Consider the following 22,990-nt stretch of genomic DNA (forward strand, 5'->3'; position numbering starts at 1 on the left):
TCGTCCTCACGCATCAAAGCAGGCCCTCCAGCCATCCATCGAGCTGCTCGAAGGCATCATTGAAGGTGCGGTCGAGCTGCAACGGGGTAATCGATACGTAGCCTTGCATCACCGCGTGGAAGTCGGTGCCCGGGCCGCCGTCCTCGGCATCACCGGCCACGGCAATCCAGTAGCCTTCCTTGCCACGCGGGTTGACCACCTTGGTGGGCGCCGCCGCCCGCGCCCGGTGACCGAGACGGGTGAGCTGGATGCCACGGATGTGCTCCAGCGGCAAGTTGGGAATATTGACGTTGAGTACGGTGCGTGGCGGCAACACCAGGCGCGACTGTGCCTCGACCAGACGACGGGCGATATAGGCCGCAGTCGGCAGGTTGTCCGGCTGGCGCGACAACAGCGAGAACGCCAGCGAGGTACCGCCGAGGAAGCGGCCTTCCAGCGCCGCAGCGACCGTTCCCGAATACAGCACGTCATCGCCCAGGTTGGCACCGAGGTTGATCCCCGACACGACCATGTCCGGCATCTGCGGCAACAGCCCATTGAGCCCCAGGTGCACGCAGTCGGTCGGCGTGCCGTTGAGGCTGATGAAGCCATTGGCCAAGGTCTGCGGATGCAGTGGCCGGTCCAGCGTCAGCGAACTGCTGGCGCCGCTCTTGTCTTGATCCGGGGCGATCACCGCGCACTCGGCATAATCCGCCAGCGCAGCGTGCAGCGCGGCGATGCCAGGTGCGGTAACACCGTCGTCATTCGAAATCAGAATACGCATGGGCTGTCCGTCTGCCCTGCCGACACCAGATCCACGACTTCACGCACCACCACGGTGGCGAAGCATCCGGCCGGCAGGACGAATTCCAGTTGCAGGATATCAGGCTCGGGATAATGCCACGTCAGGCCGCCAATAGGGAGCCGCAGAATTCGCCGTTCGTGATCCATGCCCGCCTGGGCCAGCCACTGGCAAAGTGCCGGCTGACGTGCGCCGATAGCGTTTTCCAGCTGCGCAGGCGCACCGCCAGCAGGTGAAGCGCCCTCCCCCCACATCGGGCCGGTTGGATGCAAGTCGAGAATCGCCAGGCGCGGGTCGGCACATTCCGCCTCACCCGCCGGGAAGAAACTGCGGCTGTCGGTGAACGCCAGCAGGTCGCCGACCTGGGCTCGGGCCCAGCTACCGTCAGCCACACGCGCAGCCAGCAACTGATTGAACAGGTAGCTGCGCCCGGCCGAAAGCAGCCGCGAACGCACGTTGCGCTGTTCAGGCAAAGCCTTGCGCGCGGCCCAATCGAGGGCCTCATGGACGTTGCCACCCCCGTGCCCGAAGCGCTGGGTGCCGAAATAGTTGGGCACACCTTGCTGCCTCAGCTGCTCCAGGCGGGCATCCACCGCCTGGTGATCGGCAGCCAGGGCGGTCAGGCGCAAGGTGAACCCGTTGGCCGAATGCGCGCCGCGCTGCAGTTTGCGCTGGTGACGCACCTGCTTGAGCACACGCAGGCTGGCATCCTCGGCACGCGACAGATCCGGGTCGGCCTTGCCCGGCAGGTGCAGGCTGAACCACTGGCGGGTCAGCGCCTGGCGGTCCTTCAGGCCGGCGTAGCTGATGCTGCGCACCGGCACGCCAGCGGCGCGGGCGAGGCGCCGGGCAGCTTCTTCAGTGTTCAGATCACGCTTCTCGACCCACAGCCACAGGTGCTCGCCTTGGCCCGATAGCGGTATATCCAGGACTTCGTCAACCTGAAAGTCTTCGGCGACCGCTTTGAGGATGGCGGTGCCCAGGGGTTCGCCCGATGCGCGCGGGCCCAGCAGTTCCAGTTCGGTCATGCTGGCAGCAGCAGGGCGACCGAATGCACGGCAATGCCCTCCTCGCGGCCGGTAAAGCCAAGCTTCTCTGTGGTAGTGGCCTTGACGTTGACCTGGTCGAGCTCGACCTGCAGGTCTTCGGCGATCAGCTGGCGCATGGTTTCGATGTGTGGGGCCATTTTCGGTGCCTGGGCGACGATGGTGGCGTCAACGTTGCCGACCTTCCAGCCCTTGGCCTTGACGATGCCGACCACATGGCGCAGCAGCACGCGGCTGTCAGCCCCCTTGAACTGCGGATCAGTGTCAGGAAAGTGCTTGCCGATGTCGCCCAGCGCAGCAGCGCCAAGCAAGGCATCGCTCAGGGCGTGCAGCAGCACGTCACCATCGGAGTGGGCCAGCAGGCCGTATTTGTGGGGGATACGCACCCCGCCCAGGGTAATGAAATCACCGTCGCAGAAACGGTGCACATCGTAGCCGTGGCCAATACGCATAAGAAAACGCCCTGAATGAGTCAGGGCGTGATTCTACCTGCTTTGCAGGGGATTTGTGGGATTGGGGCTGCTGTGCAGCCCTTCGCGGGCACGCCCGCTCCCACAGGAGGCGTTAAACCCGCCCCAATGCCACCGCATGATGGCGCAGGTGTTCCTCGATGAAGCTGGCAATGAAGTAGTAGCTATGGTCATAGCCCGGCTGCATACGCAGGGTCATTTCATGGCCACCTTTGCGTGCCGCCTGCTCCAGCGCTTCAGGCTTGAGTTGCTTCTCGAGGAAGTCGTCACGGTCGCCCTGGTCCACCAGCAACGGCGGGCATTGGCCAGCAGGGGTTTCGGCCAGCAGCACGCTGGCATCCCACTCACGCCAGCGTCCACGGTCTTCACCCAGGTAGCGGCTGAAGGCCTTCTCGCCCCACGGACAATCCATCGGATTGCTGATCGGCGAGAATGCCGACACCGAGCGGTAGCGCCCCGGATTGCGCAAGGCGCACACCAGCGCGCCATGCCCACCCATGGAGTGGCCGCTGATGCTGCGCTCGCCCGACGCCGGGAAGTGCGCTTCGATCAGGGCTGGCAACTCCTCCACCACGTAGTCGTGCATGCGGTAGTGCTGGGCCCAGGGTTGCTGAGTGGCGTTGAGGTAGAAGCCAGCACCCAGGCCAAAGTCCCAGGCGCCGTCCGGATCGCCCGGCACCTGCTCGCCACGCGGGCTGGTATCGGGGGCGACGATGATCAGCCCCAGCTCGGCGGCCAGACGCTGGGCGCCGGCCTTCTGCATGAAGTTCTCGTCGGTGCAGGTGAGGCCGCTGAGCCAGTACAGCACCGGCAGCTTTTCGCCCTGCTCGGCCTGCGGTGGCAGGTACACAGCGAACACCATATCGCAACCCAGCACCTTGGAATGATGCCGGTAACGCTTGTGCCAGCCGCCGAAGCTCTTCTGGCAGGAGATGTTATCCAGGCTCATGACAGACCTCAGAAGTGGATCACGCTACGGATGCTCTTGCCTTCATGCATCAGGTCGAAGGCCTTGTTGATGTCTTCCAGACCCATCGTGTGGGTGATGAAGGTGTCCAGCGGGATCTCGCCTTTCTCGGACATTTCGACGTAGCTCGGCAGCTCGCTGCGGCCACGAACGCCGCCGAACGCCGAACCACGCCAAACCCGACCGGTAACCAGCTGGAACGGACGCGTGGAAATTTCCTGGCCGGCACCGGCCACACCGATGATGACCGACTCACCCCAGCCCTTGTGGCAGCATTCCAGGGCGGCGCGCATCAGTTGAACGTTGCCGATGCACTCGAAGGAGAAGTCCACGCCACCATCGGTGAGGTCGACGATCACTTCCTGGATCGGGCGATCGTAGTCTTTCGGATTGACGCAATCGGTGGCACCCAGCTGGCGGGCGATTTCGAACTTGGCCGGGTTGATGTCGATGGCGATGATACGCGAGGCCTTGGCCTTGACCGCACCGATCACGGCCGACAGGCCGATGCCACCGAGGCCGAAGATGGCCACGGTATCACCGGGCTTGACCTTGGCAGTGTTGAGCACCGCGCCGATACCGGTGGTGACGCCGCAACCCAGCAGGCAGACCTTTTCCAGGGGTGCTTCTTTCTGGATCTTGGCCACGGAAATTTCCGGCAGCACGGTGTATTCGGAGAACGTCGAGGTGCCCATGTAGTGGAACAGCTGCTGGCCCTTGTACGAGAAGCGCGTGGTGCCGTCCGGCATCAGGCCCTTGCCCTGGGTGGCGCGGATGGCCTGGCACAGGTTGGTCTTGCCCGAGAGGCAGAACTTGCACTTGCCGCATTCCGGGGTGTACAGCGGGATGACGTGGTCACCCACGGCGAGCGAGGTCACCCCCTCGCCTACCGCTTCGACGATGGCACCGCCTTCGTGGCCGAGGATCGACGGGAAGATACCTTCCGGGTCAGCACCGGAGAGGGTATAGGCATCGGTGTGGCAGACACCGCTGGCGACCACGCGCAGCAGCACTTCACCGGCCTTTGGCATGGCCACGTCGACTTCGACGATTTCCAGGGGTTTCTTGGCTTCGAAGGCTACGGCAGCACGGGACTTGATCATCAAAGGTCTCCAGACAGTGGATCGATTCAGTCATGCAGTGTAATTCAGCGCCTTTTGATGAATAATCAGGCCAAAGACAAAACATTATTGCCACACAGGGATAATCGATGAGCAGCCGATGGGAAGGCATCGACGAATTTGTCGCCGTGGCCGAATCGGGCCAGTTCACTGCCGCCGCCGAACGCCTGGGGGTTTCCTCATCGCACATCAGCCGGCAGATCGCCCGGCTGGAGGACCGCCTGCAAACGCGTCTGCTGTATCGCAGCACCCGCCGTGTAGCCCTGAGCGAAGCCGGGCAGACCTTCCTGCAGCATTGCCAACGCTTGCAGGATGGCCGTGAGGAAGCGCTGCGCGCCATGGGCGACCTGGCCAGCGAACCCAAGGGCTTGTTGCGCATGACGTGCGCAGTGGCCTACGGCGAGCGCTTCATCGTGCCGCTGGTGACGCGATTCATGGCGCTGTACCCGCAGTTGCGCGTGGATGTGGAGCTGAGCAACCACACCCTCGACCTGCTGCATGAAGGCATGGACCTGGCCATCCGCCTGGGCCGCCTGGCCGACTCTCGCTTGGTGGCTACCCGCCTGGCGCCAAGGCGCATGTACCTGTGTGCCTCGCCGGCCTATCTTGAGCGCTATGGCCGGCCACACAGCCTGTCGGAGCTGGCGCGGCACAATTGCCTGGTGGGGAGTTCGGACTTGTGGGCGCTACAGCAGGATGGCCGTGAGATCAGCCAGCGGGTACAGGGTAACTGGCGCTGCAACAGTGGCCAGGCAGTGCTGGATGCGGCGCTGCAAGGGATCGGGTTGTGCCAGTTGCCGGATTACTACGTGCTGGAACACCTGAACAGTGGTGCGCTGGTGTCGCTGCTGGAGTCGCACCAACCGCCGAATACGGCGGTGTGGGCGCTGTATCCGCAGCAGAGGCACCTGTCGCCGAAGGTAAGGCGGCTGGTGGATTACCTGAAGGAGGGGTTGGCGGGGTTGCCGGAATATCGTTTCGGCTGACGGGATGTGCTGCATGTACTGGCCTCTTCGCGGGTGAACCCGCTCCTACGACGGCCTGCGTCCAACCACCGGTGTGTGTCTACCACCGTGTAGGAGCGGGTTTACCCGCGAATACGGTGGCGGCGGCAACGGTGGACGGCGGGTAGGGATTGGCCAGCAGGCCCGGCCCTTTCGCGGGTGAACCCGCTCCTACGACGGTCTGTGTCCAACCACCGAAGCCTGTGTAGGAGCGGGTTTACCCGCGAATACGGCGGCGGCGGCAACGGGGAACGGCGGGTGGGGATTGGCCAGCAGGCCCGGCCCTTTCGCGGGTAAACCCGCTCCTACGACGGTCTGTGTCCAACCACCGATGCAATCCAGTGTAGGAGCGGGTTTACCCGCGAAAAGGCCAGCCCAGGAGAGCGCTCAGCGTTTACCCGCCCAGCGCTGGCGCAACCATTCGAGATCTTCGGGCCGGGTCACCTTTATGTTGTCACTGCGCCCTTCCACCAGCCGCGGCGCCTGACCGGACCATTCGATGGCCGAAGCTTCATCGGTCACCACCACATCCGACACCAGGCACTCAGCCAGCGCCCGGTGCAACGCTCCAAGGCGGAACATCTGCGGTGTGTACGCCTGCCAGATCGTGCTGCGGTCCACGGTAGCACTCACCCGGCCATGGCTGTCGGCACGCTTGAGGGTGTCGCGCGCCGGCACCGCCAGCAGGCCACCCACCGGGTCGTCCGCCAGCTCCGACAACAGCTTGTCCAGGTCGCTGCGCGCCAGGTTCGGCCGCGCAGCATCGTGCACCAGCACCCAGTCGCTATCCCCCGCCCCCTGGGCATGCAGCACCAGCAAGGCGTTAAGCACCGAGTCAGCGCGTTCACGCCCGCCCGCCGCGCACTGGATGCGTGGGTCGCTGGCGCAGCGCAGGCCAGGCCAGTACGGGTCATCTTCGGCAATGCTGACCACCACGCCCTTAAGCGCCGGGTGGCCAAGAAAACAGTCGAGGCTGTGCTCGAGAAGGGTCTGCCCAGCCAGCTCCAGGTATTGCTTGGGGCGGTCGGCAGCCATGCGGGCACCTACACCCGCCGCAGGAATCACGGCCCAGAAGGCCGGTAAGGTATCGATCATTTCTGTGGCAACTGGAAGAGGGTTTCGCCCTCTTTGACCATCCCCAATTCATGGCGGGCCCGTTCTTCAACGGTCTCCATGCCTTTTTTCAGCTCTAGCACTTCAGCATCGAGCACACGATTACGTTCGAGCAAGCGCTCGTTTTCGGCATGCTGATCGGCAATCTGCTGCTTCAGTTCGGTCACTTGCGCCAGGCTGCCGTTACCCACCCACAGGCGGTACTGCAGGCCACCCAACAGCAAGAGCAGAACGAGGAACAACCAATAGGGACTGCGCATCACGTTATCCAGGTTAAAAAGGCTGCCGCGTACTTTTTACTTCGGGGCCTCGAATAGCACGAAGCCTGGCCGAGGCCAGGCTTCGTCGACAGAAACCCGTTAGTACGTAGGAAAGTTCAGTACGAACGTTCCTACAACTCCGGCTGCTGCCTTTTTACCATCTCTTGCTTAGCCGCGAAACTCGGCACGACCGCGGTAAACCGCTTTGGCGCCCAGTTGCTCTTCGATGCGCAGCAGCTGGTTGTACTTGGAAACGCGGTCGGAACGGCACAGCGAGCCCGTCTTGATCTGGCCAGCAGCAGTACCCACAGCCAGGTCGGCAATGGTCGAGTCTTCGGTTTCACCGGAACGGTGCGAGATCACTGCAGTGTAACCAGCAGCCTTGGCCATCTGGATGGCTTCCAGGGTTTCGGTCAGCGAGCCGATCTGGTTGAACTTGATCAGGATCGAGTTACCGATGCCCTTCTCGATGCCTTCCTTGAGGATCTTGGTGTTGGTCACGAACAGGTCGTCACCGACCAGCTGGACTTTTTCACCGATCTTGTCAGTGAGGATTTTCCAGCCAGCCCAGTCGGACTCGTCCAGGCCGTCTTCGATCGAAATGATCGGGAAACGCTCGGTCAGGCCTTTCAGGTAGTCGGCGAAGCCTTCGGCGTCGAACGACTTGCCTTCGCCGGACAGGTTGTACTTGCCGTCTTCGTAGAATTCGGAAGCCGCGCAGTCCAGGGCCAGGGTCACGTCGGTGCCCAGCTTGTAGCCGGCTTTTTCGACAGCTTCAGCGATGGCGCCCAGGGCGTCTTCGTTGGATGCCAGGTTAGGGGCGAAACCACCTTCATCACCTACGGCGGTGTTCAGGCCACGGGCCTTCAGGACGGCCTTGAGGTGGTGGAAGATTTCGGTACCCATGCGCAGGCCGTCAGAGAAGGTCTTGGCGCCAACCGGCTGAACCATGAACTCCTGGATGTCGACGTTGTTGTCGGCGTGCTCGCCACCGTTGATGATGTTCATCATCGGAACCGGCATCGAGTACTGGCCCGGGGTGCCGTTCAGGTTGGCGATGTGCGCGTACAGCGGCAGGTCCAGGTCCTGGGCAGCAGCTTTGGCGGCAGCCAGGGAAACAGCCAGGATGGCGTTGGCGCCCAGCTTGGCCTTGTTCTCGGTACCGTCCAGTTCGATCATGGCGCGGTCCAGAGCCTTCTGGTCGGAAGGATCCTTGCCCAGCAGCAGGTCACGGATCGGACCGTTGATGTTGGCGACAGCCTTCAGCACGCCCTTGCCCAGGTAACGGCTCTTGTCGCCATCACGCAGCTCCAGCGCTTCGCGCGAGCCGGTAGAAGCACCGGACGGCGCGCAAGCGCTGCCGATGATGCCGTTGTCGAGCAGTACATCGGCTTCCACAGTGGGGTTGCCACGCGAATCGAGAACTTCACGACCTTTGATGTCGACGATTTTTGCCATTGTTGTAAGCACTCCAGAATTTGACGAAAACAACTTAGCTTAGGAAATTCTTGCCGTTCACCGGGCGAACTTGCTTTGGGCAGGCCTGATGAAGGGAGCCCCTGACCGACTGGTCAGGGGTGGATCGGGCGGTACTTTACCCGAGAAATGAGCTTTACGCGGTTTCTACCGTCGGAAAACTTTTCACCAGGTCGTCCAATTGCTTGAGCTGGACCAGGAACGGCTCCAGTTTATCCAGGCGCAGGGCGCATGGGCCATCGCACTTGGCGTTGTCCGGGTCGGGGTGGGCTTCGAGGAAAAGCCCGGCCAGGCCCTGACTCATGCCGGCCTTGGCCAGGTCAGTGACCTGGGCCCGACGACCGCCGGCGGAATCGGCGCGGCCACCCGGCATCTGCAGGGCGTGGGTCACGTCGAAGAACACCGGGTACTCGAACTGCTTCATGATGCCGAAGCCCAGCATGTCGACCACCAGGTTGTTGTAGCCGAAGCTCGAACCACGTTCGCAGAGTATCAACTGGTCGTTACCGGCCTCTTCGCACTTGGCCAGGATGTGTTTCATTTCCTGAGGTGCGAGGAACTGAGCCTTCTTGATGTTGATCACCACGCCGGTCTTGGCCATGGCCACCACCAGGTCAGTCTGCCGCGACAGGAAAGCCGGCAGCTGGATGATGTCGCATACCTTGGCGACGGGCTCGGCCTGGTAAGGCTCGTGCACGTCGGTGATCACCGGCACGTTGAAGGTGCGCTTGATCTCTTCGAAGATCTTCAGCCCCTCTTCCATGCCAGGGCCACGGTAGGACGTTACCGACGAACGGTTGGCCTTGTCGAAACTGGCCTTGAACACGTACGGGATACCGAGCTTCTCGGTAACCCGCACGTACTCTTCGCAGACCTTCATCGCCAGGTCTCGGGATTCCAGAACGTTCATGCCGCCGAACAGGACGAACGGCTTGTCGTTGGCGATCTCGATGTTACCGACGCGAATGATCTTCTGGGTCATCGATCAGGCCTTGTTCTTCTGAGCCAGGGCTGCCTTGACGAAACCACTGAACAGCGGGTGGCCGTCACGCGGGGTGGAGGTGAACTCCGGGTGGAACTGGCAAGCGACGAACCATGGGTGATCCTTGGACTCGACCACTTCCACCAGCGCGCCGTCTTCGGAGCGGCCGGAAACCACCAGACCAGCGTCCACCAGTTGTGGCAGCAGGTTGTTGTTAACTTCGTAGCGGTGACGATGACGCTCGGTGATCACGTCCTTGCCGTAGCAGTCGTGCACCTTGGAACCGGCAGCCAGCTGGCAGTCCTGTGCGCCCAGGCGCATGGTGCCGCCCAGGTCGGAAGCCTCGTCGCGGGTCTCGACGGCACCGGTGGCATCGGCCCACTCGGTGATCAGGCCGACCACTGGGTGGCCGCTGTTACGGTCGAACTCGGTGGAGTTGGCGTCTTTCCAGCCCATCACGTTACGGGCGAATTCGATGACGGCCACCTGCATGCCCAGGCAGATACCCAGGTACGGTACCTTGTTCTCACGGGCGTATTGCACCGCAGTGATCTTGCCTTCCACACCGCGCAGGCCGAAACCGCCCGGTACCAGGATGGCATCGGCGCCTTCGAGCAGGCTGGTGCCCTGGTTCTCGATGTCTTCCGAATCGATGTAACGCAGGTTGACCTTGGTCCGGTTGGTGATGCCGGCGTGGCTCATCGCTTCGATCAGCGATTTGTACGCATCCAGCAGCTCCATGTACTTGCCGACCATGGCGATGGTCACTTCGTGCTCCGGGTTGAGCTTGGCATCGACCACCTTGTCCCACTCGGACAGGTCGGCGCCATTGCACTGCAGGCCGAAGCGCTCGACGACGAAGTCGTCCAGGCCCTGAGCATGCAGCACGCCCGGGATCTTGTAGATGGTGTCGACGTCTTCCAGCGAAATCACCGCACGCTCTTCAACGTTGGTGAACAGCGCGATCTTGCGACGCGACGAAGCATCGACCGGGTGGTCGGAGCGGCAGATCAGCACGTCAGGCTGCAGGCCGATGGAGCGCAGCTCCTTGACCGAGTGCTGGGTCGGCTTGGTCTTGGTTTCGCCAGCGGTGGCGATGTACGGGACCAGGGTCAGGTGCATCAGCATGGCACGCTTGGAGCCCACTTCGACACGCAGCTGGCGAATCGCCTCGAGGAACGGCTGCGACTCGATATCACCCACGGTACCGCCGATCTCCACCAGGGCCACGTCGGCATCGCCGGCACCCTTGATGATGCGACGCTTGATTTCGTCGGTGATGTGCGGGATGACCTGGATGGTCGCGCCCAGATAATCACCACGACGCTCTTTGCGCAGCACATGCTCGTAGATACGGCCGGTGGTGAAGTTGTTGTTCTGGGTCATGGTGGTGCGGATGAACCGCTCGTAGTGCCCCAGGTCGAGGTCGGTCTCGGCGCCATCGTGGGTGACGAACACTTCACCGTGCTGGAACGGGCTCATGGTGCCCGGGTCGACGTTGATGTACGGATCCAGCTTGAGCATGGTGACCTTCAGGCCCCGCGCTTCCAGGATGGCCGCCAGGGAAGCCGAGGCAATGCCTTTCCCCAATGAAGAAACAACACCGCCCGTGACGAATATGTAGCGCGTCATGAAAAACCCTAGAAGTCTGCGTTAAGGCGGCCAGCGCCGCCGGAGAAAGCGAAGGAAGGCCGAAGCCCCCGATCACCTGCGTCAATCACAGTGCATCTCGAAAAACTGCCGCGTCTGTACAGCCAGGGTATACCCGGCATGGCGTTCGCTCGTCATTTCCAGAATCAGCTCGGCAAAAAACTGCTTGGTAATCGGCAACCCCTGTGTTTTCGCGGAACCCACAGAAGTTGTATCAAGAAGGGAGGGTAGTCTACCGGAATGTACCCTTCAGCTCAAACCTTGCGCGTTCGTCGGTAACTGCCAGTGCAGTTGGCAATCCGCCTGCACCAGCCCGGGCAGGTTGGCCACCGCCAGCAGGCGTTCGCCTTGATACAGCAACGGCAGGCGCGAGCGCAGGAAATGCGGCACCTGCTGTTCGTTGAGCAGGCGCTTGAGGTCCCGCCGGCCACGGCCGGGAACCTCCAGCATTTCCCCCCCCTGACGGTAGGCAATGCGCAACCCGCTCGGCACGGCTGCGCCAACAAGACGCACGCAACCATTGCCCGGCAAACGCAACGGCCCATCAGGGTCGGGCCAGGCCAGCGAGCCAGCCGGTTGCTGTAGCCAATCACCGCTCAGCCACCAGATACGCCCGTGGCTACGCACCAACCGTCCATCGGCAAGCCGCCAGACTGGCCGGGCATCGGCAGCGGCATCGCGCAGGTCTGCCCAGCCGGCCCAATGCCGGGTATCGGGCAAACGGGTGCGCTGGCTCAGCCAGTACTGCAAGGCATTGCGCTGACGGGCCGGCGATAACGCCAGCAGGGCGGCCAGGTCGAGGGAGTCCAGCCCCGGCCAGGCGATGGGCGCCCCCTTGCCCGCAAGCGCCAGATCCTCCTGGGCCAGTTCGTCCAGCAAACCCAGCGCCTCGCCCAGATGCTCTGCTGCACGGGCGAAGTTCTGGCTGGCCTGTGGCCAACGTTGCTGCAAGTGCGGCATCACTTCGCCGCGCAGGTAGTTGCGAGCGAATTGTGTGTCGACGTTTGACGGGTCTTCGATCCAGGTCAGCCCTTGGGCTTGCGCATAATCCTGCAAATGTTGCCGGGAACAGGCCAGTAACGGCCTGACCAGGCTGCCCTGCCCCAGCGCCCGCTGCCCCGGCATTGCCGCCAGGCCCCGCAGGCCGGCACCGCGCAACAGGCGGAACAGCAGGGTCTCGGCCTGGTCGTCGCGGTGCTGGCCGGTGAACAGGATATCGCCCGGGCCGAGCACTTGCCTGAAGGCGGCATAGCGGGCATCTCGGGCCGCCTGTTCCAGGCTGGCGCCTGGGGAGACCTGGACGTGGATGACCTGAAGTTCAACGTCGAAATTGTCGCAGATGGCCTGGCAGTGGGCGGGCCAGGCGTCGGCAGCAGCTTGCAGGCCGTGGTGGATATGGATGGCGCGCAGCGGGGGGGATGCGTGGTTGCGGGCGTATTCGGCCAGCAGGTACAGGAGGACGGTGGAATCGAGGCCGCCGGAGAAGGCGACGTACCAGGTGGGGGCGTTGAGCCAAGGAGTGAGGTTGATCATCTAGCCCTCGCTCGATTCCAGAAAGCATTCGCGGGCATGCCCGCTCCCACACGTACGGCGCAAGCCTCAAGGGCAGCGCAATACCTGTAGGAGCGGGTTTACCCGCGAACACCGGCGAAGCCGGTGCCATCAATCACAAGGACCGCAAAACGGCCCCCGGGGCAAATCAGAATCAGAGGCCGTAGCTCATCAGGCGCTCGTAGCGACGAGCCAGCAGCGCATCGTTGTCGAACTTGCCGAGCATGTCCAGCTGCTGCACCAGATCGGCACGGATGCTTTCGGACATCTTGGCCGGGTCACGGTGGGCGCCGCCCAGCGGCTCCTGGATGACCTTGTCGACAATGTTCAGGCTCTTCAGACGCTCGGCGGTGATGCCCATGGCCTCGGCCGCGTCTGCTGCTTTATCGGCAGTTTTCCACAGAATCGAAGCACAGCCTTCCGGCGAGATAACCGAGTAGGTGGAGTACTGCAGCATGTTCAGTTGGTCGCACACGCCAATGGCCAGTGCACCACCGGAACCACCCTCACCAATCACGGTAGCGATGATCGGGGTTTTCAGGCGTGCCATGACCCGCAGGTTCCAGGCGATGGCTTCACTCTGGTTGCGCTCTTCGGCGTCGATGCCCGGGTAGGCGCCCGGCGTGTCGATGAAGGTCAGGATCGGCATCTTGAAGCGCTCGGCCATTTCCATCAGGCGGCAGGCCTTGCGGTAGCCTTCCGGGCGCGGCATGCCGAAGTTGCGACGCACTTTCTCGCGCACTTCACGGCCCTTCTGGTGGCCAATGACCATGACCGGCTTGCCGTCCAGACGCGCAGTACCACCCACGATGGCGGCGTCGTCAGAGAAGTGACGGTCCCCGTGCAGCTCTTCGAACTCGGTGAAGATGTGCTCCAGGTAGTCCAGGGTGTAAGGACGACGCGGGTGACGGGCCAGGCGGGCGATCTGCCAGCTGGTCAGGTTGCCGAAGATGCTTTCGGTCAGGGTGTTGCTCTTGTCTTGCAGACGGGCAATTTCATCGCTGATGTTCAGCGAGTTGTCGTTGCCCACCAGGCGCAGGCCTTCGATCTTGGCTTGCAGGTCGGCAATCGGCTGTTCGAAGTCGAGGAAATTCGGGTTCATAGTCATCCGTCTTGGGTCTACGGCCAGGCGGCCGGCCGGTTGATCCGTTTGGCGCCATACCTTAAGGGATCAGGCGCATTCAGGTCGAGATTAAATTTTTGTCGGTTCAACGATATTGCAGGAAGACGTTCTCACGCCCGAACTGGTCACGCAGCGCCTGAATCAGCCCATCGGCCGGGTCGATCGCCCACTGCTCGCCAAACTGCAGCATGGCCTTGGCGTCGCTGCCGGTGTACTCCAGCGTGATCGGGCAAGCACCGCGATGGCGGGTGATCAGCTCGCCCAGCCACTTCAGCCGGTCGCCCTTCAGTGCGTCGTGCGCCACCTTCAGGCGCAGGCTCTCGGCCAGCTTGGTGCGTGCGTCTTCCATGGTCATCACCTGCTTCACCCGCAGACGCAAGCCCCCGGAGAAGTCGTCATTGCTGACCTCGCCTTCCACCACCACCATGGCATCGGTCTGCAGCAAGGACTGTGCCGCCATGAAGGCATCGGCAAACAGCGATGCCTCGATCCGTCCGGAACGGTCATCCAGGGTGACGAAGCCCATCTTGTCGCCCTTCTTGTTCTTCATCACCCGCAAGGCAATGATCATGCCCGCGATGGTCTGGGTTTCGCGCGACGGCTTGAGGTCGACGATGCGCTGGCGGGCGAAGCGGCGGATCTCGGTCTCGTACTCGTCGATCGGGTGGCCGGTGAGGTACAGGCCAAGGGTGTCTTTCTCCCCCTTCAGACGCTCCTTGAGGGTGAGCTCGCGCACCTTGCGATGGTTGGCATAGACGTCGACATCTGCCGCGTCGAACATGCTGCCGAACAGGTCGACATGACCACTGTCAGCGGTATGCGCAGCCTGCTCGGCTGCCTTGATGGCCTCGCCCAGCGCCGACAGCAAGGTTGCCCGGTTGATGTCGATGTTGGCGTGGTAGGCCTTGATCTCGTCATGGAAGTGCGGGCCAAGGCGGTCCAGCGCGCCACTGCGCACCAGCGCATCAAGGGTACGCTTGTTGACCCGCTTGAGGTCGATGCGTTCACAGAAATCGAACAGGTCCTTGAACGGACCGCCTTGGGCACGCGCCTCGACAATCGCCTCCACCGGGCCTTCGCCGACACCCTTGATGGCGCCAAGGCCGTAGACGATACGGCCGTCGTTGTTGACGGTGAACTTGAAGTCCGAAAAGTTCACGTCCGGCGCGTCTAGGCGCAGCTTCATGCTGCGCACCTCCTCCACCAGCACCACTACCTTATCGGTGTTGTGCATATCCGCCGACAGGACCGCAGCCATGAACGGCGCCGGGTAGTGGGTTTTCAGCCAGGCGGTCTGGTACGACACCAGGCCATAGGCGGCGGAGTGGGATTTGTTGAAGCCGTAGCCCGCGAACTTCTCTACCAGGTCGAAGATGTTACCGGCGAGGTCCGCATCGATATTGTTGGCTACGCAACCTTCGATGAAACCACCGCGCTGCTTGGCCATTTCCTCGGGCTTTTTCTTACCCATGGCCCGGCGCAGCATGTCGGCGCCACCCAGGGTGTAACCCGCCATGACCTGGGCGATCTGCATCACCTGTTCCTGGTACAGGATGATGCCGTAGGTCGGCGCCAGTACCGGCTTGAGGCCTTCGTACTGGTAGTCGGAGTGCGGGTAGGCCAGCTCGGCGCGGCCGTGCTTGCGGTTGATGAAGTCGTCCACCATGCCCGATTGCAGCGGGCCCGGGCGGAACAGCGCAACCAGTGCGATCAGGTCTTCCAGGCAGTCGGGCTTGAGCTTCTTGATCAGCTCCTTCATGCCACGCGATTCAAGCTGGAACACCGCCGTGGTTTCGGCCTTCTGCAGCAGCTCGTAAGTCTTGCGGTCGTCCAGCGGGATGAAGTCGATGTTGAGGTCGGGCAGGTTCTTCTTGGCCTGCTCGCGGTTGATGATCTCCATCGCCCACTTGATGATGGTCAAGGTACGCAGGCCGAGGAAGTCGAACTTCACCAGGCCGGCGGCCTCGACGTCATCCTTGTCGAACTGGGTTACCAGGCCACCACCCTCTTCATCACAGGCGATCGGCGAAAAGTCGGTGAGCTTGGTCGGTGCGATAACCACACCACCGGCGTGCTTGCCGGTACCCCGGGTCACACCCTCCAGCTTCAGGGCCATGTCCCAGATTTCACGGGCGTCTTCGTCGCCCTTGAGGAAGTCACGCAGGATTTCTTCCTGTTCGTAGGCCTTCTCCAGGGTCATGCCCACTTCGAAGGGGATCATCTTCGACAGGCGGTCGGCCAGGCCATAGGATTTGCCTTGCACCCGCGCCACGTCACGCACCACCGCCTTGGCGGCCATGGTACCGAAGGTGATGATCTGGCTCACCGCATTACGGCCGTACGCCTCGGCCACGTAGTCGATCACCCGGTCACGGCCGTCCATGCAGAAGTCGACGTCGAAGTCGGGCATGGAAACACGTTCAGGGTTGAGGAAGCGCTCGAACAGCAGGTCGTAGGCCAGCGGGTCGAGATCGGTGATCTTCAGTACATAGGCCACCAGCGAGCCAGCGCCCGAACCGCGGCCCGGGCCAACCGGTACGTCGTTGTTCTTGGCCCACTTGATGAAGTCCATAACAATCAGGAAGTAACCGGGGAAGCCCATCTGGATGATGATGTCCAGTTCGAACTTCAGGCGGTCCAGGTAAACCTGACGCTTTTCTTCGTAATTGGGCGTGGTTTCTTTCGGCCACAGCACGGCCAGGCGCTCTTCCAGGCCTTCGTGGGCCACATGCCGCAGGTAGTCGTCGATGCCCATGCCGTTGGGCGTGGGGAAGTCAGGCAGGAAGTACTTGCCCAGCTGCACCTGGATGTTGCAGCGCTTGGCAATTTCAACGGTGTTGGCGATGGCGTCGGGCAGGTCACTGAAGAGCTCGGCCATTTCCTCGGCCGACTTCAGGTACTGCTGGTCGCTGTAGCAACGCGGACGTCGCGGGTCGTCGAGGGTCCAGCCCTCGCCGATACAGACGCGGGTCTCGTGGGCGTCGAAGTCCGCCTGCTTGATGAAACGTACGTCGTTGGTAGCCACCAGCGGGGCGCCAAGCTTGTCGGCCAATGCCACCGCCGCGTGCACGTATTCTTCGTCGCGTGCGCGATTGGTGCGCTGCACTTCAACGTAGAAGCGCTCGGGGAACATGCCCATCCAGTCTTGAAGAAGCGCTTCGGCTTCGTCTTGCCGACCCGCCAGCAGCGCCATGCCAATGTCGCCTTCCTTGCCCGCGGACAGGGCAATCAGGCCCTCGCTGGCCGGGGCGATCCATTCACGCTGGAGGATGACCAGGCCATTGCGCTGCCCATCGGTCCAGCCGCGCGAGATCAGTTCGGTGAGGTTGCGATAGCCCTTGGGGTCCATGGCCAGGAAGCAGATGCGCGACAGCGGGGCTTCCGGGTCGGCACCGGCCAGCCACAGGTCGGCACCGCAGATCGGCTTGATGCCGGCGCCCATGGCAGTCTTGTAGAACTTCACCAGCGAGCACATGTTGCTCTGATCGGTGATCGCGACCGCCGGCATGTTCATCCCGGTCAGCGCCTTGGCCAGCGGTTTGATCCGCACCAGGCCGTCGACCAGCGAGAATTCGGAGTGGACGCGCAGGTGAACGAAGGGAACCGACATGGAAGATCCTGTAGCAGAGCTTAACGACAAGGGCGGGATTGTAGCCTAACTAGGGGCTTTTTTTGGGCCTGCTTTGCAGCCCTTCGTGGGCACGCCCGCTCCCACAGGTACGGCCCCGCCGCTCAGACCGATGAATCCTGTGAGAGCGGGCGTGCCCGCCAAGGGCCGCGAAGCGGCCCCAATAGGTCAGATCAGGGAATCGGTGACGCCTTCGCGCGCTTCCCAAGCCGCCCGCACCGGGGCGAAGGAACGCCGATGAATGGGCGTAGGCCCAAGGCGCGCCAACGCCTCGAGATGCACCGGGGTCGGGTAGCCCTTGTGCCCGCCAATGCCATAACCCGGGTAGATCAGTTCGAACGCACTCATCTCCCGATCACGGGTCACCTTGGCCAGGATCGATGCCGCCGCAATGGCCGGCACCTGGCTATCCCCCTTGACCACCGGTGCTGCCGGCACCGCCAGCTTCGGGCAGCGATTGCCATCGATCAGGGCCAGCTTCGGCGTAATGTGCAAGCCCTCCACTGCCCGCTGCATGGCCAGCATGGTGGCTTGCAGGATGTTCAGGCTGTCGATTTCCTCGACTTCGGCGCGGGCGATGCAGAAGCTCAAGGCCTTTTCGCAGATCTCGTCGAACAGCGCCTCACGCCTGGCTTCGGTGAGTTTCTTCGAATCGTTCAGACCGAGAATCGGCCGCGCGGGATCAAGAATCACTGCCGCCGTTACCACCGCGCCGCACAGCGGGCCACGGCCCACTTCGTCAACGCCGGCGACCAGGTCTTCTACCAGGTTGAAGTCCAGTCCAATTTGCATGTCAGCGGTCCTTGAGCAGGGCCAGTACCGCCTCGGCCGCCTGATTGGAGGCGTCACGGCGCAGGGTGCGGTGAATTTCGTCGAAACGTTCGGTCTGCTGGCTTCCATCGCGCACCAGCGGCGCCAGGGTGTTGGCCAGCGCTTCGCTGGTAGCGTCGTCCTGCAGCAACTCGGGCACCAGCTCTCGCTGGGCCAGCAGGTTCGGCAATGACACGTAAGGGCTTTTCACCAGACGCTTGAGAATCCAGAAGGTCAAGGGCGCCAGGCGGTACGCCACCACCATCGGCCGCTTGTACAGCAACGCCTCGAGGGTGGCGGTGCCCGAGGCGATCAGCACCGCGTCACAGGCCGCCAGGGCCTGGTGTGACTGGCCATCGAGCAGGGTCAGCGGCAGTTGGCGCCCTTCAAGCATCTGTTCGATCTGGGCGCGCCGCGTGGCGTTGGCGCAGGGCAACACGAAGCGCACACCCGGCACTTGTTGGCTGAGGCGCTCGGCGGCGTCGAGGAACAGCGCGCCCAGGCGCCCTACTTCGCCACCCCGGCTGCCCGGCATCAACGCCACCACCGGCCCCTCGCCCAGGCCCAGCGCGGCACGCGCTGCCGGGCGGTCGGCTTCAAGCGGTATGGTGTCTGCCAGCGGGTGGCCGACAAAACGCACTGGCACACCCTGCTCTTCGTAGAACCGCGCCTCGAACGGCAGCAGCGTCAGCATCAGGTCGCAGCCTTCGCGGATCTTCAGCACGCGCTTCTGCCGCCAGGCCCACACTGACGGGCTGACATAGTGCACGGTCTTGATCCCGGCCTGGCGCAGCTTCAGCTCGATGTTGAGGGTGAAGTCAGGGGCGTCGATGCCGATGAATACGTCGGGCTTTTCTTCGATCAGGGTCTGGATCAGCAGCTTGCGGCGCTTGAGCAGCTCGCGCAGACGCCCCAGTACCTCGACCAGTCCCATGACGGCCAAGCGCTCCATGGGGAAATAGGATTGCAGGCCCTCGGCCTCCATCAAGGGGCCGCCAACCCCGATGAAACGCACGTCGGGGTGGCGCACCTTGAGGGCACGCATCAAGCCTGAACCAAGAATATCGCCACTGGCCTCACCGGCGACCAGCGCTACGCAAAGCTGGGCCATATCAGCGCGTGATGCCGCGAGCGGAGCTCAGGATCGACTGACGGAACAGCTCGACCTCAGGGTGTTGCGTGGCCGGTTCGGCCAGCTCCTTGATCGCGTCTTCGACGGTCAGGCCCTGACGGTAGACAATCTTGTAGCAACGACGCAGCACATGGATCACCTCGTCGCTGAAACCGCGGCGGCGCATGCCCTCGAAGTTCATGCTGCGGGCTTCGGCGGGGCTGCCGAACACGGTAACGAAGGCCGGAACGTCCTTGCCAATGGCCGTGCCCATGCCGGAAAACGCGTGGGCGCCAATATGGCAGTACTGGTGAACCAGGGTGTAACCGGACAAGATCGCCCAGTCACCCACATGTACATGACCTGCCAACGCCGTGTTGTTGACCAGGATGCAGTGGTTGCCGATGACACTGTCGTGGCCAATGTGGGCATAGGCCATGATCAGGTTATGGTCACCCACGGTGGTTTCCGCGCGGTCCTGAACAGTACCGCGGTGGATGGTCACCCCTTCGCGAATCACATTGTGATCGCCGATCACCAGGCGCGTCGGCTCACCCTTGTACTTAAGGTCCGGGGTGTCTTCACCGATCGAGGAAAACTGAAAGATACGGTTGTGCTTGCCGATGCGGGTCGGGCCTTTGAGCACAACATGCGGGCCGATAACGGTGCCCTCCCCGATTTCTACATCAGGGCCAACGATCGACCAAGGGCCGACCTCGACGCCGTCGGCCAGCTTGGCCGACGGATCGATAATGGCCCGAGGATCAATCGAATTCATAGGGAGCGTTCCGCGCAGGTGATTTCTGCCGAGCAGACCGGCTTGCCATCGACAAGGGCGCGGCACTCGAACTTCCAGATCATGCTTTTACGGCTGAGGAACTTGGCTTCCAGCACAAGCTGGTCACCCGGCAGAACCGGCTGACGGAAACGCAGTTTGTCGGAACCGACAAAGTAGTACAGGGTGCCATCGGCCGGCTTGGCATCGAGCATCTTGAAACCAAGGATGCCGGCCGCCTGGGCCATGGCTTCGATGATCAGGACACCCGGCATGATCGGGTGTGCCGGGAAGTGGCCATTGAAAAACGGCTCATTGATGCTGACATTCTTGTAGGCACGAATGCTCTGGGCCTCGAAGTCCAGATCCGTCACACGGTCTACCAGCAGAAACGGGTAGCGGTGAGGCAGGTATTCGCGAATCTCGTTGATGTCCATCATTTCGGTGGGGAAGCCTGTAATAAGAATAGGGAGCGCAGGTGCTGACCACACGCTCCTTTTGCAATCCAAAGAGGAGCCAGCTAGCGACTGTTCACTCTTGCTCAGGGAATGGTATCAGCCTTCTGATGTCGGCAGGCCACCTGAGGTCACGGTATCGACGCGTTTTTCCAGCTGCTGGAGACGCTTGGCCATGTCGTCCAGGTGGCGGATACGCGCGGCGCTCTTGCGCCAGTCAGCCAGCGGCTGCATGGCAGTGCCGGAAGAATAGGAACCCGGTTCAGTGATCGAACGGGTAACCATGGTCATTCCGGAAACGAAAACGTTATCGCAAATATCGATGTGTCCAACCAGCCCCACACCACCGGCCAGCATGCAGTGCTTGCCGATGCGCGTGCTGCCGGAGATTCCGACGCAAGCGGCCATGGCAGTGTGATCGCCGATCTGCACGTTGTGAGCGATCTGGATCTGGTTATCCAGCTTGACCCCGTCGCCGATCCGGGTGTCGGACAGCGCGCCACGGTCGACAGCAGTATTGACGCCGATCTCTACGTCATCACCAATGGTGACGCCGCCGATCTGCGCAATCTTGCGCCAGATGCCCTTCTCGTTGGCAAAGCCGAAGCCCTCGCCGCCGATCACGGCACCCGACTGGATGACCACACGCTTACCGATGGTCACGTCGTGATACAGCGTGACCCGCGGTGCCAGCCAACCACCTTCACCGACCACACTGCGGGCACCGATGAAGCAGTGTGCGCCGATGCTGACGTTGGCGCCGATGCGCGCACCACTTTCGATGACCGCGAACGGCCCGATGCTGGCGCTGGCGTCCACCTGGGCATCTTCCGCCACCACGGCGCTGGGATGTATTCCCGCCTCAGCCTTGGGTTTGGGATCGAACAGGTGGGAAATCCGCGCGTAAGCCAGGTACGGGTCCGCCACGATCAGGGTATTGCCGGCAAAGCTTTCGGCATCCGCAGCCTTGAGCAGCACCGCGCCGGCCTGGCTGTTATCCAGGTACTTGCGGTACTGCGGGTTGGCGAGGAAGCTCAACTGCGTCGGGCCAGCCTCCTGCAAGGTGGCCAACCCGGTAATCTGCAGCGCCTCGGGCCCCTTGAGGGTAGCTCCGAGCACCTCGGCCAGCTGGCCTAGCGTCATGGTCACACTCATATCAACGGGCTTGGTTCATGCGCTCGATGACTTGGCGGGTGATGTCGTACTGAGGTTTGACATCGATGACCGCACCACGCTCGAGGACCAGGTCGTAGCCGCCCTTCTTGATCACTTCCTCGACAGCACCATCCAGCTTCGGCTTCAGTTGCTTGAGCATGTCGCGATCAGCAACGGCCTTGGCTTCGTTCAGTTCCTTGGACTGGAACTGGAAATCGCGGGCCTTTTGCTTGAACTCGAGCTCCAGGCGCTCACGCTCCTGCTGCTGCATCTTGTCGCCGCCCTTGATCAGGCGGTCCTGGATGCCCTTGGCACTGCTTTCCAGGCTTTTCAGCTTGGTCAGTTGCGGACCGAATTTCTTCTCGGCATCAACCGCATACTTCTTGGCGGCATCCGACTCGAGCAGGGCCATCTGGTAGTTCAGGACGGCAACCTTCATTTCGGCGAAAGCCGGGGTGGCGACCAGCGCCGCGGCCACTACGGCCAATTGAGCCAATTTACGCACGATGCACTCCTGGATAAACCGTTGTCATTAAGCAAGGGCCGACCTTAGAAGGTCTGGCCCAGAGAGAATTGGAACACCTGGGTATCGGCATCGTCCGGCTTCTTGACCGGCATTGCCAGGCTGAAGCTCAGCGGGCCCAGTGCGGTAATCCAGGTCACGCCCAGGCCGACCGAACTGGCCATGCCCGAGAACCCGACCTTCTCGCAATCAGGTTTGTTGCCGCAATTGGTGTCGAACACGTTACCCACGTCCCAGAACACAGAGGTGCGCAGTGAACGCTGGTCCTTGACGAACGGCAGCGGGAACAGCAGTTCGGCACCGCCCTGCACCAGCACGTTACCACCAAACGGCAACGGATCCTGATCCGGGTCGGCGATGGTGCCTGGCTTGCCACCTGCGGCCTCGCCGATGCTCGGGGTACTGCGTGGGCCCAGGCTGCTGTCCTTGAAGCCACGGACGGAGTTGAAACCACCCGCGAAATAGTTCTCGTAGAACGGCAGACCGGAGGTGCTGCCGTAACCATCACCATAGCCCAGCTCGGTATGCAGGCGCAGGGTGTAGTCGCTGGTGATCGGCTTGAACAGCTGGCCACGGTAGTCAAGCTTGAAGAACGACAGGTCGCTGCCCGGAACGGTGGACTCCAGGGTCAGGCTTTGCGAGTGACCACGGGTGGCCAGTACGCCTTTGTTCAGGGTCGACTCGGACCAACCGATCGAGGCCTTGAAGTTCAGGAAGTTGTCACCCTCCTGCTCGAGGAAATCGAAGATCTCGTCGACGGTGTATTTGCCGGTCTTGATCTTGTCCTGCTGCACGCTCAGGCCGTAGGTCAGGCGCGAGGTTTCGCTGATCGGGTAGCCCAGGCTGACGCCGGCACCGTAGCTGTCCACCGCATAGCTGGCAACGTCGACGTCGAGGTCGTCGTAATCGGTGCTGCGGTAGAAGGCGTTGTAGCCCAGGCTGACGCCATCGGCGGTGAAGTAGGGATCAACGAAACCGAAGTTGTAACG

At 62.4% G+C, this 22,990-nt stretch carries 21 protein-coding genes; 1 reads left to right on the top strand and 20 read right to left on the bottom strand.

Going from position 1 to position 22,990, the window contains the following annotated elements; translation table 11 throughout:
- Positions 1-13 precede the first annotated feature (13 nt).
- The 5 genes from surE to V7787_RS38370 form a co-directional block, all read right to left on the bottom strand.
- Positions 14-763 carry a 5'/3'-nucleotidase SurE gene (surE, locus tag V7787_RS38350; RefSeq protein ID WP_010952690.1) on the bottom strand — a complete coding sequence of 250 codons (750 nt, stop codon included), beginning with the start codon at positions 761-763 and terminating at the stop codon, positions 14-16.
- On the bottom strand, positions 751-1,809 hold the full coding sequence (truD, locus tag V7787_RS38355) for a tRNA pseudouridine(13) synthase TruD (RefSeq protein ID WP_064493438.1): 1,059 nt from the start codon (positions 1,807-1,809) through the stop codon (positions 751-753). The genes surE and truD overlap by 13 nt, the downstream gene beginning before the upstream one ends.
- Entirely contained in the window at positions 1,806-2,279 is a 474-nt protein-coding gene (ispF, locus tag V7787_RS38360) for a 2-C-methyl-D-erythritol 2,4-cyclodiphosphate synthase (protein WP_016501146.1), read from the bottom strand. The genes truD and ispF overlap by 4 nt, the downstream gene beginning before the upstream one ends.
- A 112-nt stretch (positions 2,280-2,391) precedes the next feature.
- A complete protein-coding gene (gene fghA, locus V7787_RS38365) occupies positions 2,392-3,246 on the bottom strand; it encodes an S-formylglutathione hydrolase (RefSeq protein ID WP_014592130.1) in 855 nt (284 codons plus the stop codon).
- Between the two features lie 8 nt (positions 3,247-3,254).
- Entirely contained in the window at positions 3,255-4,367 is a 1,113-nt protein-coding gene (locus V7787_RS38370) for an S-(hydroxymethyl)glutathione dehydrogenase/class III alcohol dehydrogenase (RefSeq protein WP_014592131.1), read from the bottom strand.
- A gap of 107 nt (positions 4,368-4,474) precedes the next feature.
- Between V7787_RS38370 and V7787_RS38375 the strand changes: the two genes are divergently transcribed.
- Positions 4,475-5,371: a LysR substrate-binding domain-containing protein gene (locus V7787_RS38375; RefSeq protein WP_064493437.1), complete on the top strand. Its 897-nt coding sequence runs from the start codon at positions 4,475-4,477 to the stop codon at positions 5,369-5,371.
- Positions 5,372-5,776: 405 nt separating this feature from the next.
- On the opposite strand, the gene ispD is transcribed toward V7787_RS38375, so the two are convergent.
- The 15 genes from ispD to V7787_RS38450 form a co-directional block, all read right to left on the bottom strand.
- Positions 5,777-6,484, bottom strand: a complete 708-nt coding sequence (ispD, locus tag V7787_RS38380) for a 2-C-methyl-D-erythritol 4-phosphate cytidylyltransferase (protein ID WP_064490978.1) — start codon at positions 6,482-6,484, stop codon at positions 5,777-5,779.
- A complete protein-coding gene (ftsB, locus tag V7787_RS38385; RefSeq protein ID WP_004576849.1) occupies positions 6,481-6,762 on the bottom strand; it encodes a cell division protein FtsB in 282 nt (93 codons plus the stop codon). Before ftsB ends, ispD begins: the two co-directional genes overlap by 4 nt.
- 168 nt (positions 6,763-6,930) lie before the next feature.
- The gene (gene eno, locus V7787_RS38390) at positions 6,931-8,220 is read right to left on the bottom strand and encodes a phosphopyruvate hydratase (protein ID WP_064490979.1); all 1,290 of its coding nucleotides are present in this window, start codon (positions 8,218-8,220) and stop codon (positions 6,931-6,933) included.
- A gap of 154 nt (positions 8,221-8,374) precedes the next feature.
- On the bottom strand, positions 8,375-9,220 hold the full coding sequence (gene kdsA, locus V7787_RS38395) for a 3-deoxy-8-phosphooctulonate synthase (RefSeq protein WP_010952685.1): 846 nt from the start codon (positions 9,218-9,220) through the stop codon (positions 8,375-8,377).
- Positions 9,221-9,223: 3 nt separating this feature from the next.
- A complete protein-coding gene (locus V7787_RS38400; protein ID WP_012270851.1) occupies positions 9,224-10,852 on the bottom strand; it encodes a CTP synthase in 1,629 nt (542 codons plus the stop codon).
- A gap of 267 nt (positions 10,853-11,119) precedes the next feature.
- Positions 11,120-12,403: a tRNA lysidine(34) synthetase TilS gene (gene tilS / locus V7787_RS38405; RefSeq protein ID WP_198747637.1), complete on the bottom strand. Its 1,284-nt coding sequence runs from the start codon at positions 12,401-12,403 to the stop codon at positions 11,120-11,122.
- A gap of 172 nt (positions 12,404-12,575) precedes the next feature.
- Positions 12,576-13,523: an acetyl-CoA carboxylase carboxyltransferase subunit alpha gene (locus tag V7787_RS38410; protein WP_003252323.1), complete on the bottom strand. Its 948-nt coding sequence runs from the start codon at positions 13,521-13,523 to the stop codon at positions 12,576-12,578.
- A 106-nt stretch (positions 13,524-13,629) separates the two neighbouring features.
- Positions 13,630-17,154 (bottom strand): DNA polymerase III subunit alpha, encoded by a 3,525-nt coding sequence (dnaE, locus tag V7787_RS38415; RefSeq protein ID WP_010952683.1) that lies wholly within the window; start codon positions 17,152-17,154, stop codon positions 13,630-13,632.
- Positions 17,155-17,340: 186 nt separating this feature from the next.
- Positions 17,341-17,964, bottom strand: coding sequence for a ribonuclease HII (gene rnhB, locus V7787_RS38420; RefSeq protein ID WP_003252319.1), 624 nt, complete (start codon positions 17,962-17,964; stop codon positions 17,341-17,343).
- 1 nt (position 17,965) lies between these two features.
- A complete protein-coding gene (gene lpxB, locus V7787_RS38425) occupies positions 17,966-19,093 on the bottom strand; it encodes a lipid-A-disaccharide synthase (protein ID WP_198747638.1) in 1,128 nt (375 codons plus the stop codon).
- Between the two features lies 1 nt (position 19,094).
- Positions 19,095-19,871, bottom strand: coding sequence for an acyl-ACP--UDP-N-acetylglucosamine O-acyltransferase (gene lpxA / locus V7787_RS38430; RefSeq protein WP_104887136.1), 777 nt, complete (start codon positions 19,869-19,871; stop codon positions 19,095-19,097).
- The gene (gene fabZ, locus V7787_RS38435) at positions 19,868-20,308 is read right to left on the bottom strand and encodes a 3-hydroxyacyl-ACP dehydratase FabZ (RefSeq protein ID WP_003252314.1); all 441 of its coding nucleotides are present in this window, start codon (positions 20,306-20,308) and stop codon (positions 19,868-19,870) included. The genes lpxA and fabZ overlap by 4 nt, the downstream gene beginning before the upstream one ends.
- A 114-nt stretch (positions 20,309-20,422) precedes the next feature.
- Positions 20,423-21,478, bottom strand: a complete 1,056-nt coding sequence (gene lpxD, locus V7787_RS38440; RefSeq protein ID WP_020190323.1) for a UDP-3-O-(3-hydroxymyristoyl)glucosamine N-acyltransferase — start codon at positions 21,476-21,478, stop codon at positions 20,423-20,425.
- A 1-nt stretch (position 21,479) separates the two neighbouring features.
- On the bottom strand, positions 21,480-21,983 hold the full coding sequence (locus tag V7787_RS38445) for an OmpH family outer membrane protein (RefSeq protein WP_003252311.1): 504 nt from the start codon (positions 21,981-21,983) through the stop codon (positions 21,480-21,482).
- Between the two features lie 44 nt (positions 21,984-22,027).
- Positions 22,028-22,990, bottom strand: a 963-nt coding sequence (locus V7787_RS38450; RefSeq protein ID WP_274142376.1) for a BamA/TamA family outer membrane protein, incomplete at its 5' end; no start/stop codon positions are given.

The organism is Pseudomonas sp. CGJS7 (assembly GCF_036961695.1).

Excerpts from the sequence above, each read along its gene's own strand:
- surE (WP_010952690.1), bottom strand. The coding sequence starts at position 763 with ATGCGTATTCTGATTTCGAATGACGACGGTGTTACCGCACCTGGCATC.
- truD (WP_064493438.1), bottom strand. The coding sequence starts at position 1,809 with ATGACCGAACTGGAACTGCTGGGCCCGCGCGCATCGGGCGAACCCCTG.
- ispF (WP_016501146.1), bottom strand. The coding sequence starts at position 2,279 with ATGCGTATTGGCCACGGCTACGATGTGCACCGTTTCTGCGACGGTGAT.
- fghA (WP_014592130.1), bottom strand. The coding sequence starts at position 3,246 with ATGAGCCTGGATAACATCTCCTGCCAGAAGAGCTTCGGCGGCTGGCAC.
- V7787_RS38370 (WP_014592131.1), bottom strand. The coding sequence starts at position 4,367 with ATGATCAAGTCCCGTGCTGCCGTAGCCTTCGAAGCCAAGAAACCCCTG.
- V7787_RS38375 (WP_064493437.1), top strand. The coding sequence starts at position 4,475 with ATGAGCAGCCGATGGGAAGGCATCGACGAATTTGTCGCCGTGGCCGAA.
- ispD (WP_064490978.1), bottom strand. The coding sequence starts at position 6,484 with ATGATCGATACCTTACCGGCCTTCTGGGCCGTGATTCCTGCGGCGGGT.
- ftsB (WP_004576849.1), bottom strand. The coding sequence starts at position 6,762 with ATGCGCAGTCCCTATTGGTTGTTCCTCGTTCTGCTCTTGCTGTTGGGT.
- eno (WP_064490979.1), bottom strand. The coding sequence starts at position 8,220 with ATGGCAAAAATCGTCGACATCAAAGGTCGTGAAGTTCTCGATTCGCGT.
- kdsA (WP_010952685.1), bottom strand. The coding sequence starts at position 9,220 with ATGACCCAGAAGATCATTCGCGTCGGTAACATCGAGATCGCCAACGAC.
- V7787_RS38400 (WP_012270851.1), bottom strand. The coding sequence starts at position 10,852 with ATGACGCGCTACATATTCGTCACGGGCGGTGTTGTTTCTTCATTGGGG.
- tilS (WP_198747637.1), bottom strand. The coding sequence starts at position 12,403 with ATGATCAACCTCACTCCTTGGCTCAACGCCCCCACCTGGTACGTCGCC.
- V7787_RS38410 (WP_003252323.1), bottom strand. The coding sequence starts at position 13,523 with ATGAACCCGAATTTCCTCGACTTCGAACAGCCGATTGCCGACCTGCAA.
- dnaE (WP_010952683.1), bottom strand. The coding sequence starts at position 17,154 with ATGTCGGTTCCCTTCGTTCACCTGCGCGTCCACTCCGAATTCTCGCTG.
- rnhB (WP_003252319.1), bottom strand. The coding sequence starts at position 17,964 with ATGCAAATTGGACTGGACTTCAACCTGGTAGAAGACCTGGTCGCCGGC.
- lpxB (WP_198747638.1), bottom strand. The coding sequence starts at position 19,093 with ATGGCCCAGCTTTGCGTAGCGCTGGTCGCCGGTGAGGCCAGTGGCGAT.
- lpxA (WP_104887136.1), bottom strand. The coding sequence starts at position 19,871 with ATGAATTCGATTGATCCTCGGGCCATTATCGATCCGTCGGCCAAGCTG.
- fabZ (WP_003252314.1), bottom strand. The coding sequence starts at position 20,308 with ATGATGGACATCAACGAGATTCGCGAATACCTGCCTCACCGCTACCCG.
- lpxD (WP_020190323.1), bottom strand. The coding sequence starts at position 21,478 with ATGAGTGTGACCATGACGCTAGGCCAGCTGGCCGAGGTGCTCGGAGCT.